The sequence below is a fragment of the Rhodomicrobium sp. R_RK_3 genome (genome assembly GCF_002198715.1).
In the GTDB taxonomy this organism is placed as follows: Bacteria; Pseudomonadota; Alphaproteobacteria; order Rhizobiales; family Rhodomicrobiaceae; genus R-RK-3.
Genome location: NZ_MWLK01000036.1, coordinates 296,233 through 315,831 on the forward strand (window position 1 = coordinate 296,233; position 19,599 = coordinate 315,831).

Consider the following 19,599-nt stretch of genomic DNA (forward strand, 5'->3'; position numbering starts at 1 on the left):
CATGACCAACACCATCCGCCCGCGCGGCGCGCCGATCATCCCGTCGCGGACAGCCTTGCTCATCATCGACGTCCAGAAAGGCACCGCCGCGCGCGAAGAAGACGGCAATCCCTATTTCTACTCGCTGACCAACGACGTCGTCGTTCCCAATCTTGTGGCCTTGCGCGACGCCGCGCGCGCCGCCGGCATGGAAGTGATCTACACCGTCATCCAGAGCCTGACCGCGGATGGCCGCGATCTCTGCCTCGATTACAAACTCACCGGCTTCCACTTCCCGCCCGGCAGCGAGGCGGCGCAGATGGTCGACGCCCTCGCGCCCGGCCCGGACGAAATCGTGCTGCCGAAGACCTCCTCCAGCGTCTTCAACTCGACCATGCTCGATTACCTGCTTCGCAACATGGGCAAGGACGCCGTGATCGTCGGCGGCTTCCTCACCGACCAATGCATCGACCACGCCATCCGCGACGGCGCCGACCGCGGCTATGAAATGATCTGCGCCGTCGATTGCTGCGGCACGCAGACGCCGGCGCGTCATGAGGCGGCGCTGGCGGCGTTCAGCGGATACTGCCGGCAGGTCAGGAGCGCGGAGCTGATCGCGGAGATGGGCGGCGGGGGCGGCGAGGGCGGCCGCTAATCCCACCCACACTTGTCATCCCCGCGAAAGCGGGGATCCAGTGATCGGGAGGAGCACCGTTTTTGACAGGTCCATGGCCCCGTTTCAGCGCGTCGATCCGAAATCTTTACCGCCGACCGATAAGCTGGAGAGAGCTAAACCAGCGTGAGATGCGAGGTTGTTGCCGCGCCATCGGTCTTCACAATTGCGTGTGCAGCGGCACTGCGTCACGCCGCAAATCCAGAGTTCGTCACGGGCGGAAAACCCTGTGTCATGGCGGATTATGACGCCCGGCAGCGCTCTTGGTTGATCGCGCGGCATATCGTCAAGCGGCGGCCAAACCGCGCCCGGTCGATTGACGCGACCAGCCGACTGTCTGACAATATATCAGTGAAAACAACATGAGGGCGATGTGGCGCGGACGAAGTGGTCAAGGCGAGACGCTCTTAAGCTCCCGCTGGGATTGGGGGCTCTGGTCGCCTTCCCTGGACGCGGGGCTCAAGCGGAGCCGCTGGGAATGCCCATCGGGGTCCAGCTCTATCAACTGAGCGACGAGCTCAATCGCGATCTCGCCGGCAGCCTCAAAAAAATCGCTGCAATTGGTTACAGCTTCGTTGAGGCGCCCAGCTTTTACGGCGCCAAACCGGCGGTGTTCGGAGACTCTCTGAAAGCGGCCGGGCTGTCCTGCATCGGCGGCGGCGTCGTCCCCAATTCGATCGCGCCGGGCGATAAGAGCCTGGAAACCCACTCAGCGCAGCTCTTCGACGATTTCGTTGCCGCCGGCTTCACGGATGCCGTCTGCGTCATCCCCCCGCTGCCGAAGCGCATGCGCAGCGCCATGCCCGCCTCCGTCGAGGAGGCGTTCTCCCAATTCACGGCCGCCGATTGGCGCGAGGCCGGCACGTTCCTCAACGCCGCCGGAGAGCAGGCGAAGAAAGCCGGCCTGCAACTGGCCTATCACAACCACGGCTGGGAATTCCGGCCAGCGGGCAGCGGCGGGGAGCTCGGCTACGACATTCTGGCGGCCTCGACCGATCCCAGCCTCGTCCAGTTCGAGCTGGATTGCGGCTGGGTGGCCTCGCAAGGGCTCGATCCAACCACTTACGTGCGCAAATACGGGCAGCGCATTTCCTTCATGCATATCAAGGACATCGCCCGTCCCCTGCAACCCGGCGAGCGGTTGCAAACCGTCGCCGTCGGCAAGGGCATCATCGATTGGCCGTCCCTGTTCGCGGCGGCCAAAGGAACGGCGCTCCGTCACTACTATGTCGAGCTGGAGCCGCCCTTCGATACCGTCTGGCAGACCGTCAGGGAAAGCCACGATTATCTCCAGAGTTTGAAGGTCTAAGCTAAGTATGCAGGTTGATAATAGTTTCGACGCGATCGTCGTCGGGTCGGGGATTACAGGTGGCTGGGCCGCAAAGGAGCTGACAGAGAGCGGTCTGAAAGTCTTGATGATCGAGCGCGGTCCGATGGTCGAGCACCAGGTCGACTACAACACCGAGACGCTCGCCCCCTGGGAGCTTCCCTTTCATGGCTTTGGCGATCCCGGCATGAGGGAGCGGGACTATCCGATCCAGGGCCATTCCGGCTTCCTCGACGAATGGAACCACCGCTTCTTCGTCAAGGACCACGAAAACCCCTATCAGACGCCAGCGGACCGGCCCTTCGCCTGGATCCGCGGCTATCAGCTCGGCGGCAAATCGCTGCTCTGGGGGCGACAGTCCTACCGCTGGAGCGATTATGATTTCGAGGCCAATAAGCGCGACGGCCACGGCGTCGACTGGCCGATCCGCTATGCCGACCTCGCGCCTTGGTACGACAAGGTCGAGGAATTCGCCGGAATCTCCGGCTCGTTTGAAGCATTGCCTCAGCTCCCGGACGGCAAGTTCCAGCCGCCCATGCAGCTCAACCATGTCGAGAAGGCGTTCAAGGCCACGATCGAGGACGAGTTCCCCGGCCGCACCTTGATCATCGGCCGCGTCGCCAACATGACCGAGGACAAGGAAGGCCGCTCGCGGTGCCAATACCGCAATATCTGTTCGCGCGGCTGCTCCTATGGCGGCTATTTCAGCACGCAAAGCTCGACCCTGCCGGCGGCGCGCGCGACCGGCAATCTGACGCTGGTCACGGACAGCCGCGTTGTCGGCATCGACTATGACCCGCTGGAACGACGCGCGACGGGCGTGCGGACCGTGAACGAGGCGACCGGCACCGGTCACACCTATAATGCCCGCGTCATCTTCGTCTGCGGCGGGGCGCTGAATTCGGTGTTGCTGCTGATGCTGTCGCGCAGCGAGCAGTTTCCGCGCGGCCTCGGCAATTCGAGCGGCGCGCTCGGGCGCGGCATCATGGATCACGCCACTTCGGCGGTCGGCGGCACGGTCTCGGGCTTCCTCGAGCATAATTATTACGGCAACCGGCCGAACGGCTTTTACATCCCACGCTTCCGCAACATCACCGAGCCGAAAGAGGGGATGCTGCGCGGCTATGCCATGCAGGGCAGCGCCTTGCGGGCGAATTGGAAGCGCGGCCTCCGGCGGCCCGGCGTCGGCGCGGAGTTCAAGAACGGCCTGCGCCAGCCCGGCGAGTGGCAGCTCGTCATGGCGAGCTTTGCCGAATGCCTGCCGCGCGACGCCAACCACGTCTCGCTCGACGAGGCCAATCTGGACTCGCACGGCCTGCCGCAACTCAAGATCGACGTCACATGGTCCGACAATGAGGTGGCGCTCCTCCGCGACGCCATCGCCGAGTCCGTGCGCATGATGACGGCATTCGGGGTGCCTGTCAGCGCCGACGATCCGCACCCGAACACGCCCGGCAGCGCCATCCACGAGATGGGCGGCGCCCGGATGGGCCACGATCCCAGCACTTCGGTGCTGAACAAATACAGCCAGCTTCACGACGTCAGGAATGTGTTCGTGACGGATGGCGCGGCGATGAGTTCGTCGGCCTGTCAGAACCCGTCGCTGACCTATATGGCCATTACCGCCCGCGCCTGTGCGTCGGCGGTCTCGATGCTGCAGAACCACAGTCTGTAACGGGCCTCGACGCCAAAAAAAGATAGGTGACGAGATGAATATGCACGATCCCAGCATGCGGAAAACCGTGTCCGGCCGAAGGCGTCCGCCCCCCATCAGCCGCCGTTCGATGCTGGCGGGCGGCCTCGCGGCCGGCGCCGCGCTGATGACCTCCGGCGATGCCGCGCTGACCTGGTCGCGGGTGGCCGCGGGCGAGCGCGCGGAGGGACTTTCGGACGCCTGCTGCGCCTTCATCGATATATTTTGCGAGACCCTGATCCCCGACACCGACACGCCGGGCGCCAGGAGCGCCAACGTCCCGAAATTCCTGTCCTTGTTCGTCGCCAGCGCGCCGGGGGACTCGGTGGCGGCGTTCGAGGCCAATGTCGCGCTGATCTGCGCCGATCTCGAAAAGCGGGCCGGCGCCCCGTTCCAGCAGCTCGCGCCGAAGGACCGCGAGGCCGTGCTCGCGGCATTCGACGCCGACGCCATCGACAAGACAGCGGAGCAGCCCTATTACGCCAGCTACGTCTCTCTGCGGGTGCTGACGGTGCTCGGCTACTACACCTCGCATGAGGGCGGCGCCGAGGAGCTGCGATATGAGTTGGTGCCCGGCCGCCACGAGGCCGACATCCCGCTCGACCCGGCCTACCGCGCCTTCTCCAACGCCAGTTGAACGCGGCAGAATCGGCCGGCGGCCGTCTGGCCGGTCCCGCCGCGCCAATTCACTGCGCCAGGGGCCGCGACCGCAACCGCCAGAGCCATGCGCCGAGCGGCCAGAGCAGCGCGGCGATGGTGAACGAGGCGAGCACGGCGGAAACCGGCCGCTCGAAGAACGGCAGGATGCTCCCGTCGGACTTGATGATCGAGGTGACGAAACTCTGCTCGACCATGGTGCCCATGACGATGCCGAGCACCATCGCGGCGACCGGATAGCCATTGCGCTCCATGACGAAGCCGATGATGCCGAAGGCGGCGACGATCATCACCGAATAGAGGTTGTTGCCGGTCGCGAATGCGCCGACCGCGCAGAGCAGCACGATCACCGGCATGATCGCCGCGCGCGGGGCGCGCAGGACATGGCTCGCCGCGCGGATCATGACGATGCCGAGCGGGATCATGATGATGTTGGCGAGGATGAAGATGATGTAGAGCGCGTACATGCTCGAGGCGCGCTCGGTGAACAGCGTCGGGCCGGGATTGAGGCCCTTCATATAAAGCACGCCGATGGCGATGGCGGTGATGGTATCGCCGGGAATGCCGAACAGCAGCGCCGGCACCCAGCCCGAGGCGAGGCTGGCATTGTTGCTGGCGCCCGCCTCGATCAGCCCCTCCGGATGGCCGGTGCCGAATTTCTCCGGCGTCTTGGAGAAGCGCTTCGACATCGCATAGCTGACCCAGGCCGCCATGTCCGCGCCCGCGCCCGGCAGCACGCCGATGATGATGCCGACGATATTGCCGCGCACTTGCGGCTTCACATATTGCTTCGTCAGCGCGATCTGGCCCGCGAGGATGCTGCCGAAGCGCCGGTAGGGCAGCTTCGGCGGCTCCGAAGTCAGCATGGCGCGCATGACCTCGGACACGGCAAAGACGCCAACCAGCGCCGGGATCGGCTCGATGCCGCCGAGCAGGTCGACGCTGCCGAAGGTGAAGCGCGCCGCGCCCGCCGGATTGTCGATGCCGACGCAGGAGACCAGAAGGCCGAGGAACATGCTGGCGATGGCCTTGACCGGTGATGAGCGGGCGACCAGCGTCGCGCACATCAGGCCGAGAAAGGCGAGCCAGAAATATTCGAAGGTCGAGAAGTTTAGCGCGATCTCGGCGAGGGGCGGCGCCAGCAACATCAGCGAAATCGTGCCCGCGATGCCGCCGAGCGCGGAGAACCACAGGCCGATGCCGAGCGCCATTTCCGGCTGGCCCTTGCGCGTCATGGCATAGGCTTCGTCGGTATAGGCTGCCGAGGCGGGCGTGCCGGGGATGCGCAGCAGCGCGCCGGGGATGTCGCCGGAAAAGATCGCCATCGCCGAGGCGGAGATGATGGTGGCGATGGCGGCAATCGGCGACAGGTAGAAGGTGACGGGCACAAGCAGCGCCGTCGCCATGGTGGCGGACAGGCCGGGCAGCGAGCCGACCACCAGCCCGTAGATCGAGGACAGCAGGATGGCGATCAGCACGTCGGTCTGGCAGACCATGCCGATGGCTTCAAACAATGTGCTCACGCGCGGACCTCACCATGGCATGGGAATGAGCCCCGGCGGCAGCGGCACCCGCAGGAGCTTGGAGAAGAGGAGATGCACCAGGACCGGCGCAACGATGGCCAGCGGCACGGCGAGGCGGAGGCGAGCCCCGAGCGCCGTCGCGGTGGTCAGCACCATCAGCCCGGCTGTCAGCACGAAGCCGAGGCGGTCGACGGTCAGCACGTAGAACAAGAGTAGGCCCGGCGGGATCAGCGCCATCAGGCCGCGCCACCAGTCGGGAGGCCCGCTTTGCACCTCGGTGGCGGAGAGCGTTTCGTCCTCGGGGTCCTCTTCAAAGCTTTTGCCGACACCGAGCGCAATCAGCGCTCCGCAGAGGCACAGCCCGGTGCCGATCACCATCGGAAACACATCCGGGCCGACCTGCTGGCCCGGCACCGGCGGCAGGCGCGAGCCGCCATAGGCGGCAAGCCCACCCAGGGCGACGAGGAACAGACCCGTTACGCGGTCGGAAAACTGCATGATTGCGAAAGCCGGATTGCCTGGAATGAAGGGGGGAGCCGTGGACCCGCTCTAAGATCCACGGCCTCAGCGTCAGCCCTTGGCGAGACCGGCGGCCTTCATGGCCACGCCCATCGCCTTGTCGCCCGCTTCCATGAACGATCCGAACTCCGCGCCCGGCGCCCAGCGCACGCCAAAGCCCCGGCTCGCCATGAAGTCGCGGAACTCGCTGGATTCGTTGACCTTCTTGAGCGCAGCGGTCATGGCGGCGACGGTTTCCGGCGGCATCCCCTTCGGCCCGGCGATGCCGCGCCAGGCGCCGGTGGTGTAGTCGATGCCCATCGCCTCCTTCAGCGTCGGCACGTCCTTGAAGGCGGGATTGCGCTCGGCGGCCATGATGGCGAGGCTGCGCGCCTTGCCCGCTTCGATCATGGCGCGCGCCTCCGGCACCGAGCAGGTGACGATGTCGAGGCCGCCCGCCGCCAGATCCTGCATGGCGGGCGCGGCGCCGTTCAGCGGCACCCAGGCGACGTGATCCGGCTTCAGCCCCATCGCGGTGAGCCAGCCGACCAGCGCCAGATGCCAGATGCCTCCCTGCCCCGTCCCCGAGGCTTTCAGCTTGCCGGGCGGCGCCGCCTTGACGGCGTCGGCCAGTTCCTTGACGGTCTTGTACGGGCTCGAAGCATTGACCTGGATGCCGGGCGGGTCCTCATTCATCAATGCGAGCGGGGTGTAGCTGTCAGGCCTGAACTCGGTCAGCCCCTGCCAGTGCAGCATGGAGATCTCGACCGTGAGTATCCCGATGGTGTAGCCGTCCGGCGCCGCGCTGGCGATGGCGGCATGGCCGACCACGCCCGAACCGCCGGTCCGGTTGACGACATTGAAGGGCTGCTTCAGCTCCTTCTCCAGCACCGCCGAGACGATGCGCACGGTCGCATCCGTGCCGCCGCCCGCGCCCCACGGGCAAATCACCGTCACCGGACGCGCCGGCCAGGTCTGCGCCTGCGCCGGATTGAGGCCGAGCGCCAAAGCCGCACCGCCCGCTGCGCCGCCGGCCAGCACCTGGCGGCGGGTCAACCCGCTTGTCATTGTTTCCTCCCACCTGTTTGCTTTCTGTTTTCCCCGATGATACCGCAAATGCGTCGAAGCGCCACAGCCAGTCGACTTGGAGCGATACGATCGGCCCGTGCCGCCGCCCCGGCGATCCGCGGCCGACCACAGGAAACGCATTTTTCACTTCGATACAGTCTTCTGCGGCGGGGACTGGCGGGGCATCCGTAGACGAGGGCACTTGCCCGCGGGCGTGTCTGACGAAATAGTGGGGCGCCGAAGGGCCCTGAGGTGAGGGAGCACATCCATGTCCGCAATGGACAAGGCCAGCGCCGCATTGCAATCCGCCGCCGACCTGCCGCCGCCCGAGGCGATGCCGGCCCGATTCGGCGCGCTGCCTTACCATGTCGCGGTCGCCGGGCATTTGCGCACCGGAGAGGCGGCGCTGTGGAGCTGGTTCGAGTCCGACCAGTTCTCCAAGCGCTATAGCGAGATGGTCAAGCTGGAGCTGCTGAAATCCACCTACCGCCTGACCCGCGCCGACCAGCCCGGCCTCTACGCCCAGGCCGATGTCGCCTTGAACGCGCTCGGCCTCGACCTGCCGGTGACGGTCTATCAGCGACAGGGCGGCGGCGACGGCGCGAATGCCGCACTGATCTTCCTGCCGGACGAGGCGGCGATCATGCTGATGGGCAATATCGCCGAGCTGCTGAGCGAGGGGGAGACGCTGGCGCTGCTCGGCCATGAGCTGGCGCATCACCGGCTCTACACGCTGGATGGCGGCCAATATTTCACGGCGGCGCGGCTTCTCGACTGGTGCGCCGAGCAGCCCGGCTGCGACGCCGCCTTCCGGGAGACCGACCGGCTCTATCAGCTCCACACCGAGATTTTCGCCGATATGGGCGCGCTGCACGTCACCAGTGACCGCGACGCGGTGATCGCCTCGCTCATCAAGGTCTCGACCGGGCTCAGGAGCGTGACGGCGCGTTCCTACCTCGAGCAGACCAGCGAAATCCTGGAGGGCGACAAGGCCGGCTCCGAGGGCGTCACCCACCCGGAACTCTATATCCGCGCCAAGGCGCTCGACCTGCTGGCCGCCGACCCGCCCCGCATCGGCGAGACCGAGGCGCTGGTGCGCGGCAAGATCGAAGCGGGGCGGCTCGACATTCTCGGCCAGCACAAGCTGAGCACGCTGTCGCGCGAGCTGGTGGATTGCCTGATGGTGCACCCCTTCATGCGCGGCGAATATGCCGCCAACCTCGCCGAGCGCTATTTCCCCGGCTACCGGCCCGCCGCCGTACCCTCGGCCGATCATGCCGCCATGGCGGTGGAGATCGCGGGACTGGCGAAATCCTGCCACGACTATCTCGCCTTTCTCCTGCTCGACTTCGCCACCGTCGATCCCGATCACGGCGAGGCGGGCCTTGCCTGGACGCTCGATCTCGCCGACCGCATCGGGCTGTTCACGGTCTACGAGGCCCTCGCGCGCAAGGAGCTGAAGCGCAAGAAGGAGGATCTCACCAAGCTGAGGCGCGGCGCGGCCGAGAAGATCGAGAAGGCCAACCATGCAGCCTGACGCCATCGAGCCGGAAGCAACGCAGGGCTTCGCCGATCTGCTCGCCGCATGGCGCGAGGCGGACAGCGCCGGCACCGACGATGTGCTGACCGCCGCGCTGCCGCTGATCGAACAGGTCGCGGCGCTGCATGAAGAGGGCAAGGTCGCGCCGCTGAACGGCGTCGACGCGCTGCGCGTTTCGATGGGCCATCTCTGGTTTCCGAACCGCATGGCGGGCGACGCCGTGGACAACGCGTCCGCCTTGCGCGCCGTCGAGCAGGCCGAAGCCGCCCGCCTTGAAGTCACCTCGCGCTACAAGGAGCGCAGCGAAAGCGGCGGCGTGTCGGTCGTCGACGCCACCGTCGCGGAGCGGTCCGAGGAGCAGCCACGCCGCGCCTATTACCCGGACTACATCGCCTGGGAGCAGCGCGCCGGCCATCACGACCAGCTCTCCGACATTTTCGTGCTCGGGCTGATCCTCGGCAGCCTCGCCATGCGCCTCGACCTGACCGACGACGAGGACATGCGCAGCTTCGCCCGGATGCGCGGCGACCTGATGCGGCACAATCCGCGCCTGCATCCGGTGCTGTCGCAGATCATCGAGAAGATGACCGAACTCGACCGCCGCCGGCGTCCGCAGGACCTGCGCCAGATCGCCAACGCGCTCGCCCATTACCGCGACCAGGATATCGAGCTGGACGACGGCGACCACGAGGCGGCGCCCGACCCTTCCGACCGCCCCGGCGTGCGCAAGCACCTGCATCAGAAGCTGCGCGACCGGCTGTTCGAGATCAACCGCCGCAACCGCCTGATCTATTTCCGCGAGACCGGCGCCACCATCAATCTGACGGTTGGCTCGATGCCCTATCTGATCGACCACAAGTCGATCAAGCCCGCCCAGCTCTTCCACCTGAACGACCGCATCAGCGCCGACCTGAAGCGGCCGATCGACCTCAGTAGCTGGCTGCAATTCCAGGACTATGAATTCCTCCCCGCCAATCTCGACCGCATCCGCCTCGACGCCCAGCGCGACGCCCGCGAATACGGCTTTTCGCAATTGCGGCTGGTGGTCGCCTTCCTGCGCTGGACCAATCTGAAGGAAGCGCCGAACGAGCGCATCAACAGCCCGCTGATCCTGCTGCCCGCCGAGCTCACGCGGCGCAAGGGCGTCAAGGACAGCTTTCGCCTGGAAGCCGCGCCGACCGAGGCGCAGATCAACCCCGCCCTGCGCTATTATCTGCGCAAGCTCTACGACATCCGCCTGCCGGAATTCATCGACGCGAGCAGCATGGAGGCGGTGCGCGCGCTGCACGCCGATCTCGTGCGGCAGCTCGCGCGCTCGGCCAAGGGCGTCGACCTGGCGCTGGTCGAAACGCCGCGCATCATGCTCATCCACCGCACGGCGCGGCGCAAGATGGACGATTTCCGCCGCCGCCGCGCGCGCACCGGCGTCGGCATCAAGGATTATGCCGGCCTCGCCTATAGCTATGCGCGCGGCACCTACGAACCGCTCGGCGTGCAGATCTTCGAGCGCGACATCCGCGTCAGCCGCGCGCCGCGCCGCGAAATGGCCGAGGAAGGCATCAAGCCGAAACTGCACCAGATGGTGGCGGCCGAAGAAGCCGCCGCCGATCAGGCTCCGGCGGAACCCGGCCCCGCCGAGCGCGAGCGCACCTTCTACGCCGTCGATGACGGCAATGCCGCCGGCTCGCATGACTGGGAGATCGACCTCTGCTCGGTGACGCTGGCCAATTTCAACTACCGCAAGATGACCCTGGTGCGCGACTATGCCGACCTCATCGGCAAGCCCGCCCGCGAGCATGTGAATTTCGACCCGCTCTTCTCCGACGAAGCGCGCCGCGCCTTCCGGCCCGACAGCGGCGCGCGCCGTGAAAATTACATGGTCTTGCCTGCCGACCCGAGCCAGATGGACGCCATCGCCCGCGCCAGCACCGGCGAGAGCTATGTCATCCAGGGGCCGCCCGGCACCGGCAAGTCGCAGACCATCACCAATCTGATCGCCGATTACGTGGCGCGCGGCAAAGCGGTGCTGTTCGTCTGCGAGAAGCGGGCGGCGCTCGACGTGGTGTTCCACCGGCTGAAGCAGATCGGCCTCGGCGATGTCTCGACGCTGATCCATGACAGCCAGGGCGACAAGAAGGCGTTCATCGAAGAGCTGAAGTCGATCTACGAGGACTGGACCGCCAGGACGCCGCGCGAGGATGTTGCGCGGCACCGGGCGGCGCTGGTCGGCGAGATCGAGGCGCGGCTGGCGGAGTTGCAGCGCTTTTCGGCGGCGATGACGGCGCCGGTCGAGGAGGGCGGGCCGCCGTTGCGCGACCTGATCGAGGAACGGCTGAAACACGGCGCCGCCGCCAGCGAACTGCCTCCGGCGGCCAAGACCGGGATGCCCGGCTGGGCCGCCTTCCATCAGGCGCGGCCGGTCCTCGCCCCGCTTCGCGATGCGCTGATCGCCAGCGGCTACGACGGCATCCTGGCGCGCTCGCCCCTGCGGCTGCTGCGCGGCGACCTCGCCAACCGGCCCGACGCCACCGAGCGCGTGGAACGCGCCTTGCGCCGCGCGCGGACGGCCCTCGCCGATGCGGCGGGTGCGGTGGAGGAGACGCGGGCCTTTCTCGACCGCGAGACGCTGAGCTGGGGCGAGGCGCTGGCCGCCGGAGCGTTCTGCCGCGCGGTCCAGCCGATCGCGGCGGCGGAAAAGCTCGCCATCCTCGATGACGGCGACATCTCCGCCGCGATGCTGTCGGTGTCGCTGGACAAATTCGCGGAAGTGGAGGCCAAGGCCCAGGCGGCCCGCGAGGCCGCCGCGGGATGGGCGGAAGACGCGGAACTGCCCGATCTGAAAGCCCTGATCGAGGCGGCGCAGAAGCATGAAGGCAAGTTTTTCGCCTTCCTCAACGGCGATTGGCGGCGGGCGAAAAGCGCCGTAGCCACCGGCTATAAGGGCGCCGAACCCGGAATTGGCAAGGCGCTCGGCCTGCTGGCGGAGATGCAGCGCGCAAAACTCGCCTGCGACCAGGCGCGGCAGGCGATGGAGAAGACCTGCGGCTTCGAGCTCACGGACGACATCCGCGCCTCTCTCCTCCGCATCTGGACGGCGGGCTCGTCGCTGCCCGACATCGAGCGCGACATCATCCGCATCTGCCTCGACCGCGAGGACGCCGCAGCTGCCGTGCAGAAGCTCGCGCGCCAATCCACCGCCCTGCGCCGCGCGGAGGAAGAACTTGCGGTCATCCTGTCCGGCCATGCCCGGCTCACCCGCGAGGCCATCGCCGCCAATCTGGAAGACCTCGCCGAAAACACCGGCCAGATCGCCGAATTCGCCGATCTGCTGGCCGATCTCGACAAGGCCGGCGCGGAGATTTCTCAGACCATCCGGCTCGTCGACCTGCCGCTCGAGCAAATCGGCATCGCCGTGCTCGACGCCGCCATCGACCGCGCCTTCCGCCGCAACCGCGCACTCGACCGCTTCGACAGCGCGCGCCTCGAGGACATCGTCGAGGATTTGAAGCAGCGCCACGCCGATCTGCGCCGCCTCAACGGCCAGCACGCGGTGGACGCCTGCCATCAGGAATTCCACAGCGATCTCACCCGCTCGAACGAATCCGGCGCCGGCACCGAGCCGGGCGAAAAGGACTGGCGGCGCGATTTCCGGCGCGGGCGCAAGACGCTGGAAAACGAGTTCCAGAAATCGCGCGCCTACAAATCCATCCGCGAGCTGTTCGCCGGCGAGGCGGGCCGCGCCATGCGCCGGCTGAAGCCGGTCTGGCTGATGAGCCCTTTGAGCGTCGCCGACATCCTGCCGCTGGAGGAAACGCTGTTCGACGTCGTCATCTTCGACGAGGCCAGCCAGATCCCGCTCGAAGACGCCATCCCGACGCTCTACCGCGCCAAGCAGATGATCGTCGTCGGCGACGAGATGCAATTGCCGCCGTCGTCCTTCTTCTCCTCGCAGGGCGGCGACCCCGAGGAAAGCGACACCTCCGAGCTGTTCGTCTATGACCTCAACGCCGACAGTTTTCTCAACCGCGCCTCCGCCGTGCTGCCGCGCACGCTGCTCGCCTGGCATTACCGCAGCCAGCACGAAGCGCTGATCGAGTTCTGCAACAAGGCCTTCTACAAGAGCGAGCTGCAGACAATCCCGAGCACCGCCGAACTGCCGCGCCGCGAGCCGATCCGCGTCGCCGCCGCCGAGGACGCCAAGACCACCGCGCTCGCGGCGCTCGACCAGCCGCTCTCCTTCCACCGGATGGAAAATTCGCCTTACGACAGCCAGCGCAATCCCGGCGAGGCGGCCTACATCGCCCAGCTCGTGCGCGAAATTTTGAACCAGCAGAAGGGCTTGAGCATCGGCGTCGTGGCGTTCTCGCAGGCGCAGCAGCAGGAGATCGAGAGCGCGCTCAATGCGCTCGCCGGTACCGACCGCGCTTTCCGCACCCTGCTCGACCTGGAGGAGGACCGCGAGCATGACGGGCAATATGTCGGCCTGTTCGTGAAGAACCTGGAGAATGTGCAGGGCGACGAGCGCGACATCATCATCCTCAGCGTCTGCTACGGGCCGGACGCCAAGGGCCGCATGATCATGAATTTCGGCCCGATCAACCAGAATGGCGGCGAGAAGCGGCTGAACGTGATTTTTTCGCGCGCCAAGCGCCACATGATGGTGGTGTCCTCCATCGACGGCGCGCAGATCACCAACAGCTACAATTTCGGCGCCAACGCCCTGCGGAAATACCTCACCTATGCGCAGGCCGCTTCCACCGGCCAGCCGGAGGCGATGGCGGCGGCGCTGATGGAATATGGCGTTCGCGGCGGCGAGGCGGCGCTTCAGGATCACGGCCAGTTCGTCGCCGATCAGATCGCGGCGGAGTTGACGGCGCGCGGCTTTACGGCGTCGCGCAATCACGGCCGCTCCGACCTCAAATGCCACATCGCGGTGAAGCGGGCCGACGCGGAGGATTACCACCTCGCGGTTCAGATCGACGACCGCGCCCATTACGGCACCGCCGATCTCGCCGCGCGCTATGTGGTGCGCCCGAGCATCCTCGCCGCCTTCGGCTGGGAGGTGATGACCGTACTCGGCAAGGATTGGCGCGACGATCCGGCCAAGGTGGTCGAGCGCATCGCCGCGCGGCTCGCCCCAAAGCCTGAGGAGGTTCCCCAGGAGGAGCCGCCCGCCGAATGACGGCGTTGCGAAATCGCTGAGCGGCACGAAAAGAGGCCGGCCGCTGCAAGTCAGGCCGGCCCAGGCACGCGGGACGTCAATGCAAAATCGCTTGGTCAAGGAAGCAACGAGCGGGACCGTTCCGACGTCATCCCCGCTCGAACTCTGGTGATCCGCAGCCGGATGCGGCTGCGGGAGCCCCGTCCTAGGAGGCGTGCCGCCGCCTCAGCGCGGCGTGTTCGCGGACCGCGCGCTCGGCGGCTTCCGGTTTGGCAAATCTGTGGCCGTCGAGCGCCTTGAACGCCTTGACCGCGGAGTGGAAGCGGAACACGCGCTCATCGTCGCCGCGAACGATAATGCCGACCAATTCGTCAGCGATTTCAATTGAATAACCTTCCGACATGCGCTCAATCCTCGCCAGGTGACTGGCATCTTCAGTGCTGATGGTCATCGCCGGCCTGCGGCCGGAAAAGCTGCGTGCTGCGACGGCAGCCCGGACAGCACATCATCGCGAAGGCAGAGGATTTGGCGTGAAAACCGGCTTTCATTCGGGTTCTCCTCATCTACGGAGACACGAGCGGATCGTGGCACCTTAGCGTTTGGTTTCGCGGCGCAAAGTGGGTCGACAAATCACCGCGGCGGACACATCAGGCGTCCAGCACGGCCAGAATCCCGCAAAGCCCGCCCCGCCGCCACCAATTAAATCTGCTAAGAAATGCAGCCTGGGTTGTAAGCGCGGCGCTCCGCATCGGGGCCATCCCACCGGGAACCGCAGCGCCGATGCCCTGCCGAGCTGCGCAGCTCGGGAATAGCTGTCATGCCGATGGCGGCAGGACTTGCCGCGCCGGCGCAATAATGGCTTTTCTGCCCAATGTTCGATACTCTCCTGCCCCTTACCCTCTTTGCGCTGGCCTCTTCGGTGACGCCCGGGCCCAATAACGTCATGCTGACCGCATCCGGAGCGGCTTTCGGCTTTCGCCGTTCGCTGCCGCATATGCTCGGCATCACCATCGGCTTTCCCGTCATGATCTTCGCCGTCGGGCTGGGGCTCGGCACGATTTTCATCCGCTACACGCAGGTGCATCTGGCGCTGAAACTGGTCGGCGCGGCCTATCTGCTCTATCTGGCCTGGCGCGTCGCGCAAGCCGGACAGCCCGATGGCGGCGACGCCAATGCCCGGCCGCTGAGCTTTCTCGAGGCCGCCGCCTTTCAATGGGTCAACCCGAAAGCCTGGATGATGGCGGTCAGCTCGATCCCGGCCTTCACGACGGTCGGCGGCAATTATTACGCCGAGCTCCTGGTGATCTGCCTCGTCTTCGCGGTGATAACCGTGCCGACCTGCACGCTCTGGTGCCTGTTCGGCGTCGCCATCCGCCAGCTCATCCGCACGCCTGGGACGGCGCGCATCGTCAATCTCAGCCTTGCCGGGCTGGTCGCGCTTTCGATCGTGCTGCTGTTTTTGTAAGCGACCGATCGACTAACGGCCTCGCAGCAGCGTCGCAAGCTGCGCCTCGTCTAGATCGACGTGGTAGAAGCGCCGGTAGAAATCGCGTGTGATGTCTTTCAGGTCTTCGGGGAAGAGTTTTGGGTGCAGCAGCGCCGCAAGCCAGCGGATGCCGATCAGGCGGTTGACGCCGGGCGGCGCGTCGAACCAGCCATAGGGCAGATTGGGCGCGAGATAGATGCGGCCCGCGCGAACCGCCCGCACGGATTGCCAGAGCGGATCCGTTGAGACCTTGGCGTGGAAATTGGGATCGAGGGTCAAAATCACATCCGGGTTCCAGCCCAGCACCTGTTCGATAGAGACCTTGGTCAGACCGCCCTTGCCGGCCTCCGCCGCGACATTGACCGCGCCGACATATTCCAGCGCCTCCATGTTGATCGACCCGTCCAGCCCGGTTTCGAGCCCGTCCGCGCCGCGCCCGTAATAGATGCGCGGGCGTTCGCCGGCTGGGACTTGCGCGAGCTTCGCCTTGATGCCGTCAAGCACGTCCTCGGCATAGTGGGCGAGCTCCTCGGCGCGGTCCTTCAGCCCCAGCGCATCGCCGAGCGCGCGGTAGGTCGCGGGCGTGGCGGCCAAGGCGCCGTCGAACAGCAGATAGGGAATCTTCGTCTGGCTCTGCACCTCGTCGGCGAGCGAGACGAAGGTCGGCGCGGTGCTGCCGGCATCGATGATGAGATCCGGCTTGAAGCTGAGCACGGTCTCCAGATTGGCGGTGTTGCCGCGCCCGGTCAGCCGGCCATATTCGGGCAGGTCGCGGACGGCGGGCGACAAAAACGCCTTCTCCGGCGGGCGCGGCGCGCGCACCCAGCCGACCATCGTCTCGGGCGCCAGCGTATAAAGCAGGATCGAGGCGGGCGGCCCGGCGGCGAGCACCCGGCCCACGCTGGCGGGGATCTCCACGCGGCGTCCGCCGGCATCGGTCACGCTGCGGGTTTGCGTCTGGGCCGAGAGCGGCGGCGCGCCGAGGGCGGCGGCGGCGATGATCGAAAGGCACAGGCGCAAGATGGCGCGTCGGTCCATATTGTCTTCCATTCCGGTTCTGCGATATGTTTATCCAGATATATCGCATGGTTACCAGAATGGCCGCAACTCACGACTGCGCCACCGCAATTGCGCCGCCCGCCGAATTGCCGCAAGGTCGGGCATGACGACAGGCAGCATGGACAGCGACGACGCGGACGAAACCGGCCTCGCCACGGCGCGGATGGGCCGGCGCGGCGCACCGCTGACGCTGATCGCCGCGCTGACGCTGCTGCTCGCCGCGATGATGATCGGCGCGATGCAGCTCGGCCGCTATCCAATCGCGCTTGCCGATATTGGCGGGGCCATGCTGCGCCTGTTCACCGGCGGCGCGGCGGCCGGCCAGATCGACACCGTGCTTTGGCAGATCCGGCTGCCGCGCATCCTCGCCGCCGTGCTGGTCGGCGCGGCGCTCTCGGCGGCGGGCGCGGCCTATCAGGGGCTGTTCCGCAATCCGCTGGTCTCGCCGGACATCCTCGGAGTCTCGACCGGCGCCGGGCTCGGCGCGGTGATCGGCATCTTCCTGTCGCTGCCGGTGCTCGGCATCCAGCTTTTCGCCTTCCTCGCCGGGTTGGCGACCGTCGCGCTGGTCTCCGCGATCGGCCTTTTGGTGCGCGACCGCGAGCCGATCCTCGTGCTGGTGCTGGCGGGCGTCGTGGTCGGCTCGCTGGCGGGCGCGGCGATCTCGCTGCTCAAAATCCTCGCCGATCCCTATGAGCAGCTTCCCGCCATCACCTTCTGGCTGCTCGGCAGCCTGTCCAGCATCCGCAATGGCGACGTGCTCTCCGCTTTGCCGATGATCCTGCTCGGCCTCGTGCCGATGATCCTTTTGCGCTGGCGCATCAACCTGCTCTCGCTCGGCGACGAGGAGGCGAGCGCCCTCGGCCTCGAAACGCACCGGCTGCGCTATCTCATCATCGCCGCCGCCACGCTGATGACGGCGAGCGCCGTCGCCATTGCCGGCGTCGTCGGCTGGGTCGGGCTGATCCTGCCGCATCTGGCGCGGATGCTGGTCGGCCCCAATTTCGAGCGCCTGTTGCCGACCGCCATGCTGATGGGCGCGTGCTATCTGCTGCTGGTCGACACGCTGGCGCGCACCATGGCCAGCATCGAAATCCCGCTCGGCATCCTGACCGCGCTGGTCGGCGCGCCGTTCTTCCTCTGGCTGCTGGTCGCCAGGAGGGACGGCTGGTGAGCGCGCCCCTGCTCGAAGCGCGCGGCCTCGCCTTCGGCTATCCCGGCCGCACCGTCGGCCGCGATGTCGCCCTGTCGCTGCGGCCGGGCGAGATCATCTGCCTGCTCGGCCCGAACGGCTCGGGCAAGACCACCTTATTCAAGACTCTGCTCGGCCTGCTGCCCACGCATGGCGGCGAGGTGCGGCTCGGCGGCGATCTGCTCGGCCGGATGCCGCGCCGCGAGATCGCGCGCCGCGTCGCCTATGTGCCGCAGGCGCACGCCGCGCATTTCCCGTTCAAGCTGCTCGACATGGTGGTGATGGGCCGCGCCGCGCATCTGGGCCTCTTCGCCGCGCCCTCGGCCAGGGACCGCGAGCGCGCCCGCGCCGCTCTCGACCTGCTCGGCATCGCCGATCTCGCCGCCGCCGAATATACAAGGCTCAGCGGCGGCCAGCGGCAACTGGCGCTGATCGCCCGCGCCATCGCCCAGGATGCGGCCATCATCGTCATGGACGAGCCGACCGCCAGCCTGGATTTCGGCAATCAGGTCACGGTGCTGTCGGAGGTGAAGCGCCTCGCCAGCCGCGATCTGGCGATCATCCTCTCCACCCACGACCCCGACCACGCCTTCAGCGTCGCCGACCGGGTGCTGCTGCTGCAGAACGGGCGTTTGATAGCCGAGGGTGACCCTGCGTCGGTGCTGACGCCGGAGCGGCTGCGGGCGGTCTACGGCGTCGAGGTCGCCGTGGAGCAGCTATCGCGCGGCCAGACCGTCTGCGTGCCCGATTACGACCAGCCGCGCGGCTAAACAGCATTCATGCAAGCCCTTCGCTTGACTGTCAGCCGCAATATGCCATCATGCGCTGTATCCAACTGAATATAGCGATTAGGTTTCCCATGCCCCTTTCGCAGATCAGCGCTTGCCGGTTTCAGCCAGGGCGGGTTATGACACGTTGTGTTTGTTCGTATATAGCGAGGGAGTGTATGCTCATGGCCGAGTTTGCCCTCTTGTTCCGTCCCTTGAAGCGGCTGGCGTCCTTGGCGGCGCTGCCGTTTGCCCTGCTCCTGCTCGCTGCCGCCCCGGCCGAAGCGGGCGAAGTCAAGGTCGCGGTCGCGGCAAATTTCACCGAGGCGGCCAAGGACATCGGCGCGGCGTTCGAAAAATCGACCGGCCACAAAGCCGTGTTCAGCTTCGGCGCCACCGGCCAGCTCTATACGCAGATCAGCCAGGAAGCGCCCTTCGAAGTCTTCCTTTCCGCCGACCAGACGACCGCCAAGAAGGCGGCCGATGACGGCTTTGCGGTGCCCGACAGCCGCTTCACCTATGCTACCGGCGGGATCGTGCTGTTCAGCAAGTACAAGGACCTCGTCACCGGCGAAGCAACCTTGAAGGACGGCAAGTTCACCAAGATTGCCATCGCCAATCCGGCCACCGCCCCTTACGGCGCCGCAGCCGTCGAGGCGATGAAGGCGCTCGGCGTCTACGAGGCGCTGACGCCGAAAATCGTGCAGGGCAACAGCATCGCCCAGGCCTATCAATTCGTCGACACGGGCAATGCCGAGCTTGGCTTCGTCGCGCTGTCGCAGGTGATCGGCAAGGATGAGGGCTCGCGCTGGATCGTGCCGGCAGGGCTTTACACCATCATCGCGCAGGACGCCGTGCTGTTGAAAAAGGGCGCGGAGAATGAAGCGGCCCGCGCCTTTCTCGCCTATCTTAAGGATCCGGAAGCCAAGGCGGTGAAAGATAAATTCGGTTATGGCGCGGGCGATTAGCAGTCAGG

General features: G+C 66.5%; 15 protein-coding genes. 10 read left to right on the top strand and 5 right to left on the bottom strand.

Going from position 1 to position 19,599, the window contains the following annotated elements; all coding sequences use genetic code 11:
• Position 1 precedes the first annotated feature (1 nt).
• The 4 genes from BLEFHOIH_RS23050 to BLEFHOIH_RS23065 all read left to right on the top strand — a co-directional run bounded on the left by BLEFHOIH_RS23050 (position 2) and on the right by BLEFHOIH_RS23065 (position 4,309).
• Positions 2-634: an isochorismatase family cysteine hydrolase gene (locus tag BLEFHOIH_RS23050; RefSeq protein ID WP_088348381.1), complete on the top strand. Its 633-nt coding sequence runs from the start codon at positions 2-4 to the stop codon at positions 632-634.
• Positions 635-1,130: 496 nt separating this feature from the next.
• Positions 1,131-1,961 (top strand): sugar phosphate isomerase/epimerase, encoded by an 831-nt coding sequence (locus tag BLEFHOIH_RS23055; RefSeq protein ID WP_088348382.1) that lies wholly within the window; start codon positions 1,131-1,133, stop codon positions 1,959-1,961.
• A 7-nt stretch (positions 1,962-1,968) separates the two neighbouring features.
• Positions 1,969-3,654: a GMC family oxidoreductase gene (locus BLEFHOIH_RS23060; RefSeq protein ID WP_088348383.1), complete on the top strand. Its 1,686-nt coding sequence runs from the start codon at positions 1,969-1,971 to the stop codon at positions 3,652-3,654.
• A gap of 40 nt (positions 3,655-3,694) precedes the next feature.
• A complete protein-coding gene (locus tag BLEFHOIH_RS23065; protein WP_170937342.1) occupies positions 3,695-4,309 on the top strand; it encodes a gluconate 2-dehydrogenase subunit 3 family protein in 615 nt (204 codons plus the stop codon).
• 49 nt (positions 4,310-4,358) lie between these two features.
• Here BLEFHOIH_RS23065 and BLEFHOIH_RS23070 read toward each other — a convergent pair whose 3' ends face one another.
• From BLEFHOIH_RS23070 to BLEFHOIH_RS23080, 3 genes are all read right to left on the bottom strand, one after another.
• A complete protein-coding gene (locus BLEFHOIH_RS23070) occupies positions 4,359-5,825 on the bottom strand; it encodes a tripartite tricarboxylate transporter permease (protein ID WP_088348488.1) in 1,467 nt (488 codons plus the stop codon).
• A 36-nt stretch (positions 5,826-5,861) separates the two neighbouring features.
• Positions 5,862-6,350: a tripartite tricarboxylate transporter TctB family protein gene (locus tag BLEFHOIH_RS23075; RefSeq protein ID WP_088348385.1), complete on the bottom strand. Its 489-nt coding sequence runs from the start codon at positions 6,348-6,350 to the stop codon at positions 5,862-5,864.
• A 72-nt stretch (positions 6,351-6,422) separates the two neighbouring features.
• Positions 6,423-7,418 (bottom strand): tripartite tricarboxylate transporter substrate binding protein, encoded by a 996-nt coding sequence (locus BLEFHOIH_RS23080; RefSeq protein ID WP_088348386.1) that lies wholly within the window; start codon positions 7,416-7,418, stop codon positions 6,423-6,425.
• A gap of 268 nt (positions 7,419-7,686) precedes the next feature.
• Between BLEFHOIH_RS23080 and BLEFHOIH_RS23085 the strand changes: the two genes are divergently transcribed.
• Both BLEFHOIH_RS23085 and BLEFHOIH_RS23090 read left to right on the top strand, forming a co-directional pair.
• Positions 7,687-8,955, top strand: coding sequence for a hypothetical protein (locus BLEFHOIH_RS23085; RefSeq protein WP_125461868.1), 1,269 nt, complete (start codon positions 7,687-7,689; stop codon positions 8,953-8,955).
• The gene (locus tag BLEFHOIH_RS23090) at positions 8,945-14,140 is read left to right on the top strand and encodes an AAA domain-containing protein (RefSeq protein WP_088348388.1); all 5,196 of its coding nucleotides are present in this window, start codon (positions 8,945-8,947) and stop codon (positions 14,138-14,140) included. Before BLEFHOIH_RS23085 ends, BLEFHOIH_RS23090 begins: the two co-directional genes overlap by 11 nt.
• 184 nt (positions 14,141-14,324) lie before the next feature.
• On the opposite strand, the gene BLEFHOIH_RS23095 is transcribed toward BLEFHOIH_RS23090, so the two are convergent.
• The gene (locus BLEFHOIH_RS23095; protein ID WP_088348389.1) at positions 14,325-14,522 is read right to left on the bottom strand and encodes a hypothetical protein; all 198 of its coding nucleotides are present in this window, start codon (positions 14,520-14,522) and stop codon (positions 14,325-14,327) included.
• A 468-nt stretch (positions 14,523-14,990) separates the two neighbouring features.
• Between BLEFHOIH_RS23095 and BLEFHOIH_RS23100 the strand changes: the two genes are divergently transcribed.
• On the top strand, positions 14,991-15,584 hold the full coding sequence (locus BLEFHOIH_RS23100; protein WP_088348390.1) for a LysE family translocator: 594 nt from the start codon (positions 14,991-14,993) through the stop codon (positions 15,582-15,584).
• 12 nt (positions 15,585-15,596) lie between these two features.
• Here BLEFHOIH_RS23100 and BLEFHOIH_RS23105 read toward each other — a convergent pair whose 3' ends face one another.
• Positions 15,597-16,643: an iron ABC transporter substrate-binding protein gene (locus BLEFHOIH_RS23105; RefSeq protein ID WP_088348489.1), complete on the bottom strand. Its 1,047-nt coding sequence runs from the start codon at positions 16,641-16,643 to the stop codon at positions 15,597-15,599.
• 184 nt (positions 16,644-16,827) lie between these two features.
• On the opposite strand from BLEFHOIH_RS23105, the gene BLEFHOIH_RS23110 reads away from it, so the two are divergent.
• The 3 genes from BLEFHOIH_RS23110 to modA all read left to right on the top strand — a co-directional run bounded on the left by BLEFHOIH_RS23110 (position 16,828) and on the right by modA (position 19,591).
• Positions 16,828-17,838, top strand: a complete 1,011-nt coding sequence (locus BLEFHOIH_RS23110; protein WP_088348490.1) for an iron ABC transporter permease — start codon at positions 16,828-16,830, stop codon at positions 17,836-17,838.
• A complete protein-coding gene (locus BLEFHOIH_RS23115) occupies positions 17,835-18,626 on the top strand; it encodes an ABC transporter ATP-binding protein (protein WP_245297157.1) in 792 nt (263 codons plus the stop codon). The genes BLEFHOIH_RS23110 and BLEFHOIH_RS23115 overlap by 4 nt, the downstream gene beginning before the upstream one ends.
• 182 nt (positions 18,627-18,808) lie before the next feature.
• Positions 18,809-19,591: a molybdate ABC transporter substrate-binding protein gene (gene modA, locus BLEFHOIH_RS23120; RefSeq protein WP_088348492.1), complete on the top strand. Its 783-nt coding sequence runs from the start codon at positions 18,809-18,811 to the stop codon at positions 19,589-19,591.
• Positions 19,592-19,599 lie beyond the last annotated feature (8 nt).

Bases quoted from the DNA above. Each gene is read 5' to 3' on its own strand.
- BLEFHOIH_RS23060 (WP_088348383.1), top strand. From the start codon at position 1,969: ATGCAGGTTGATAATAGTTTCGACGCGATCGTCGTCGGGTCGGGGATT.
- BLEFHOIH_RS23055 (WP_088348382.1), top strand. From the start codon at position 1,131: ATGCCCATCGGGGTCCAGCTCTATCAACTGAGCGACGAGCTCAATCGC.
- BLEFHOIH_RS23075 (WP_088348385.1), bottom strand. From the start codon at position 6,350: ATGCAGTTTTCCGACCGCGTAACGGGTCTGTTCCTCGTCGCCCTGGGT.
- BLEFHOIH_RS23100 (WP_088348390.1), top strand. From the start codon at position 14,991: ATGTTCGATACTCTCCTGCCCCTTACCCTCTTTGCGCTGGCCTCTTCG.
- BLEFHOIH_RS23080 (WP_088348386.1), bottom strand. From the start codon at position 7,418: ATGACAAGCGGGTTGACCCGCCGCCAGGTGCTGGCCGGCGGCGCAGCG.
- BLEFHOIH_RS23050 (WP_088348381.1), top strand. From the start codon at position 2: ATGACCAACACCATCCGCCCGCGCGGCGCGCCGATCATCCCGTCGCGG.
- BLEFHOIH_RS23085 (WP_125461868.1), top strand. From the start codon at position 7,687: ATGTCCGCAATGGACAAGGCCAGCGCCGCATTGCAATCCGCCGCCGAC.
- BLEFHOIH_RS23105 (WP_088348489.1), bottom strand. From the start codon at position 16,643: ATGGACCGACGCGCCATCTTGCGCCTGTGCCTTTCGATCATCGCCGCC.
- BLEFHOIH_RS23065 (WP_170937342.1), top strand. From the start codon at position 3,695: ATGCACGATCCCAGCATGCGGAAAACCGTGTCCGGCCGAAGGCGTCCG.
- BLEFHOIH_RS23110 (WP_088348490.1), top strand. From the start codon at position 16,828: ATGGGCCGGCGCGGCGCACCGCTGACGCTGATCGCCGCGCTGACGCTG.
- modA (WP_088348492.1), top strand. From the start codon at position 18,809: ATGGCCGAGTTTGCCCTCTTGTTCCGTCCCTTGAAGCGGCTGGCGTCC.
- BLEFHOIH_RS23070 (WP_088348488.1), bottom strand. From the start codon at position 5,825: ATGGTCTGCCAGACCGACGTGCTGATCGCCATCCTGCTGTCCTCGATC.
- BLEFHOIH_RS23095 (WP_088348389.1), bottom strand. From the start codon at position 14,522: ATGTCGGAAGGTTATTCAATTGAAATCGCTGACGAATTGGTCGGCATT.
- BLEFHOIH_RS23090 (WP_088348388.1), top strand. From the start codon at position 8,945: ATGCAGCCTGACGCCATCGAGCCGGAAGCAACGCAGGGCTTCGCCGAT.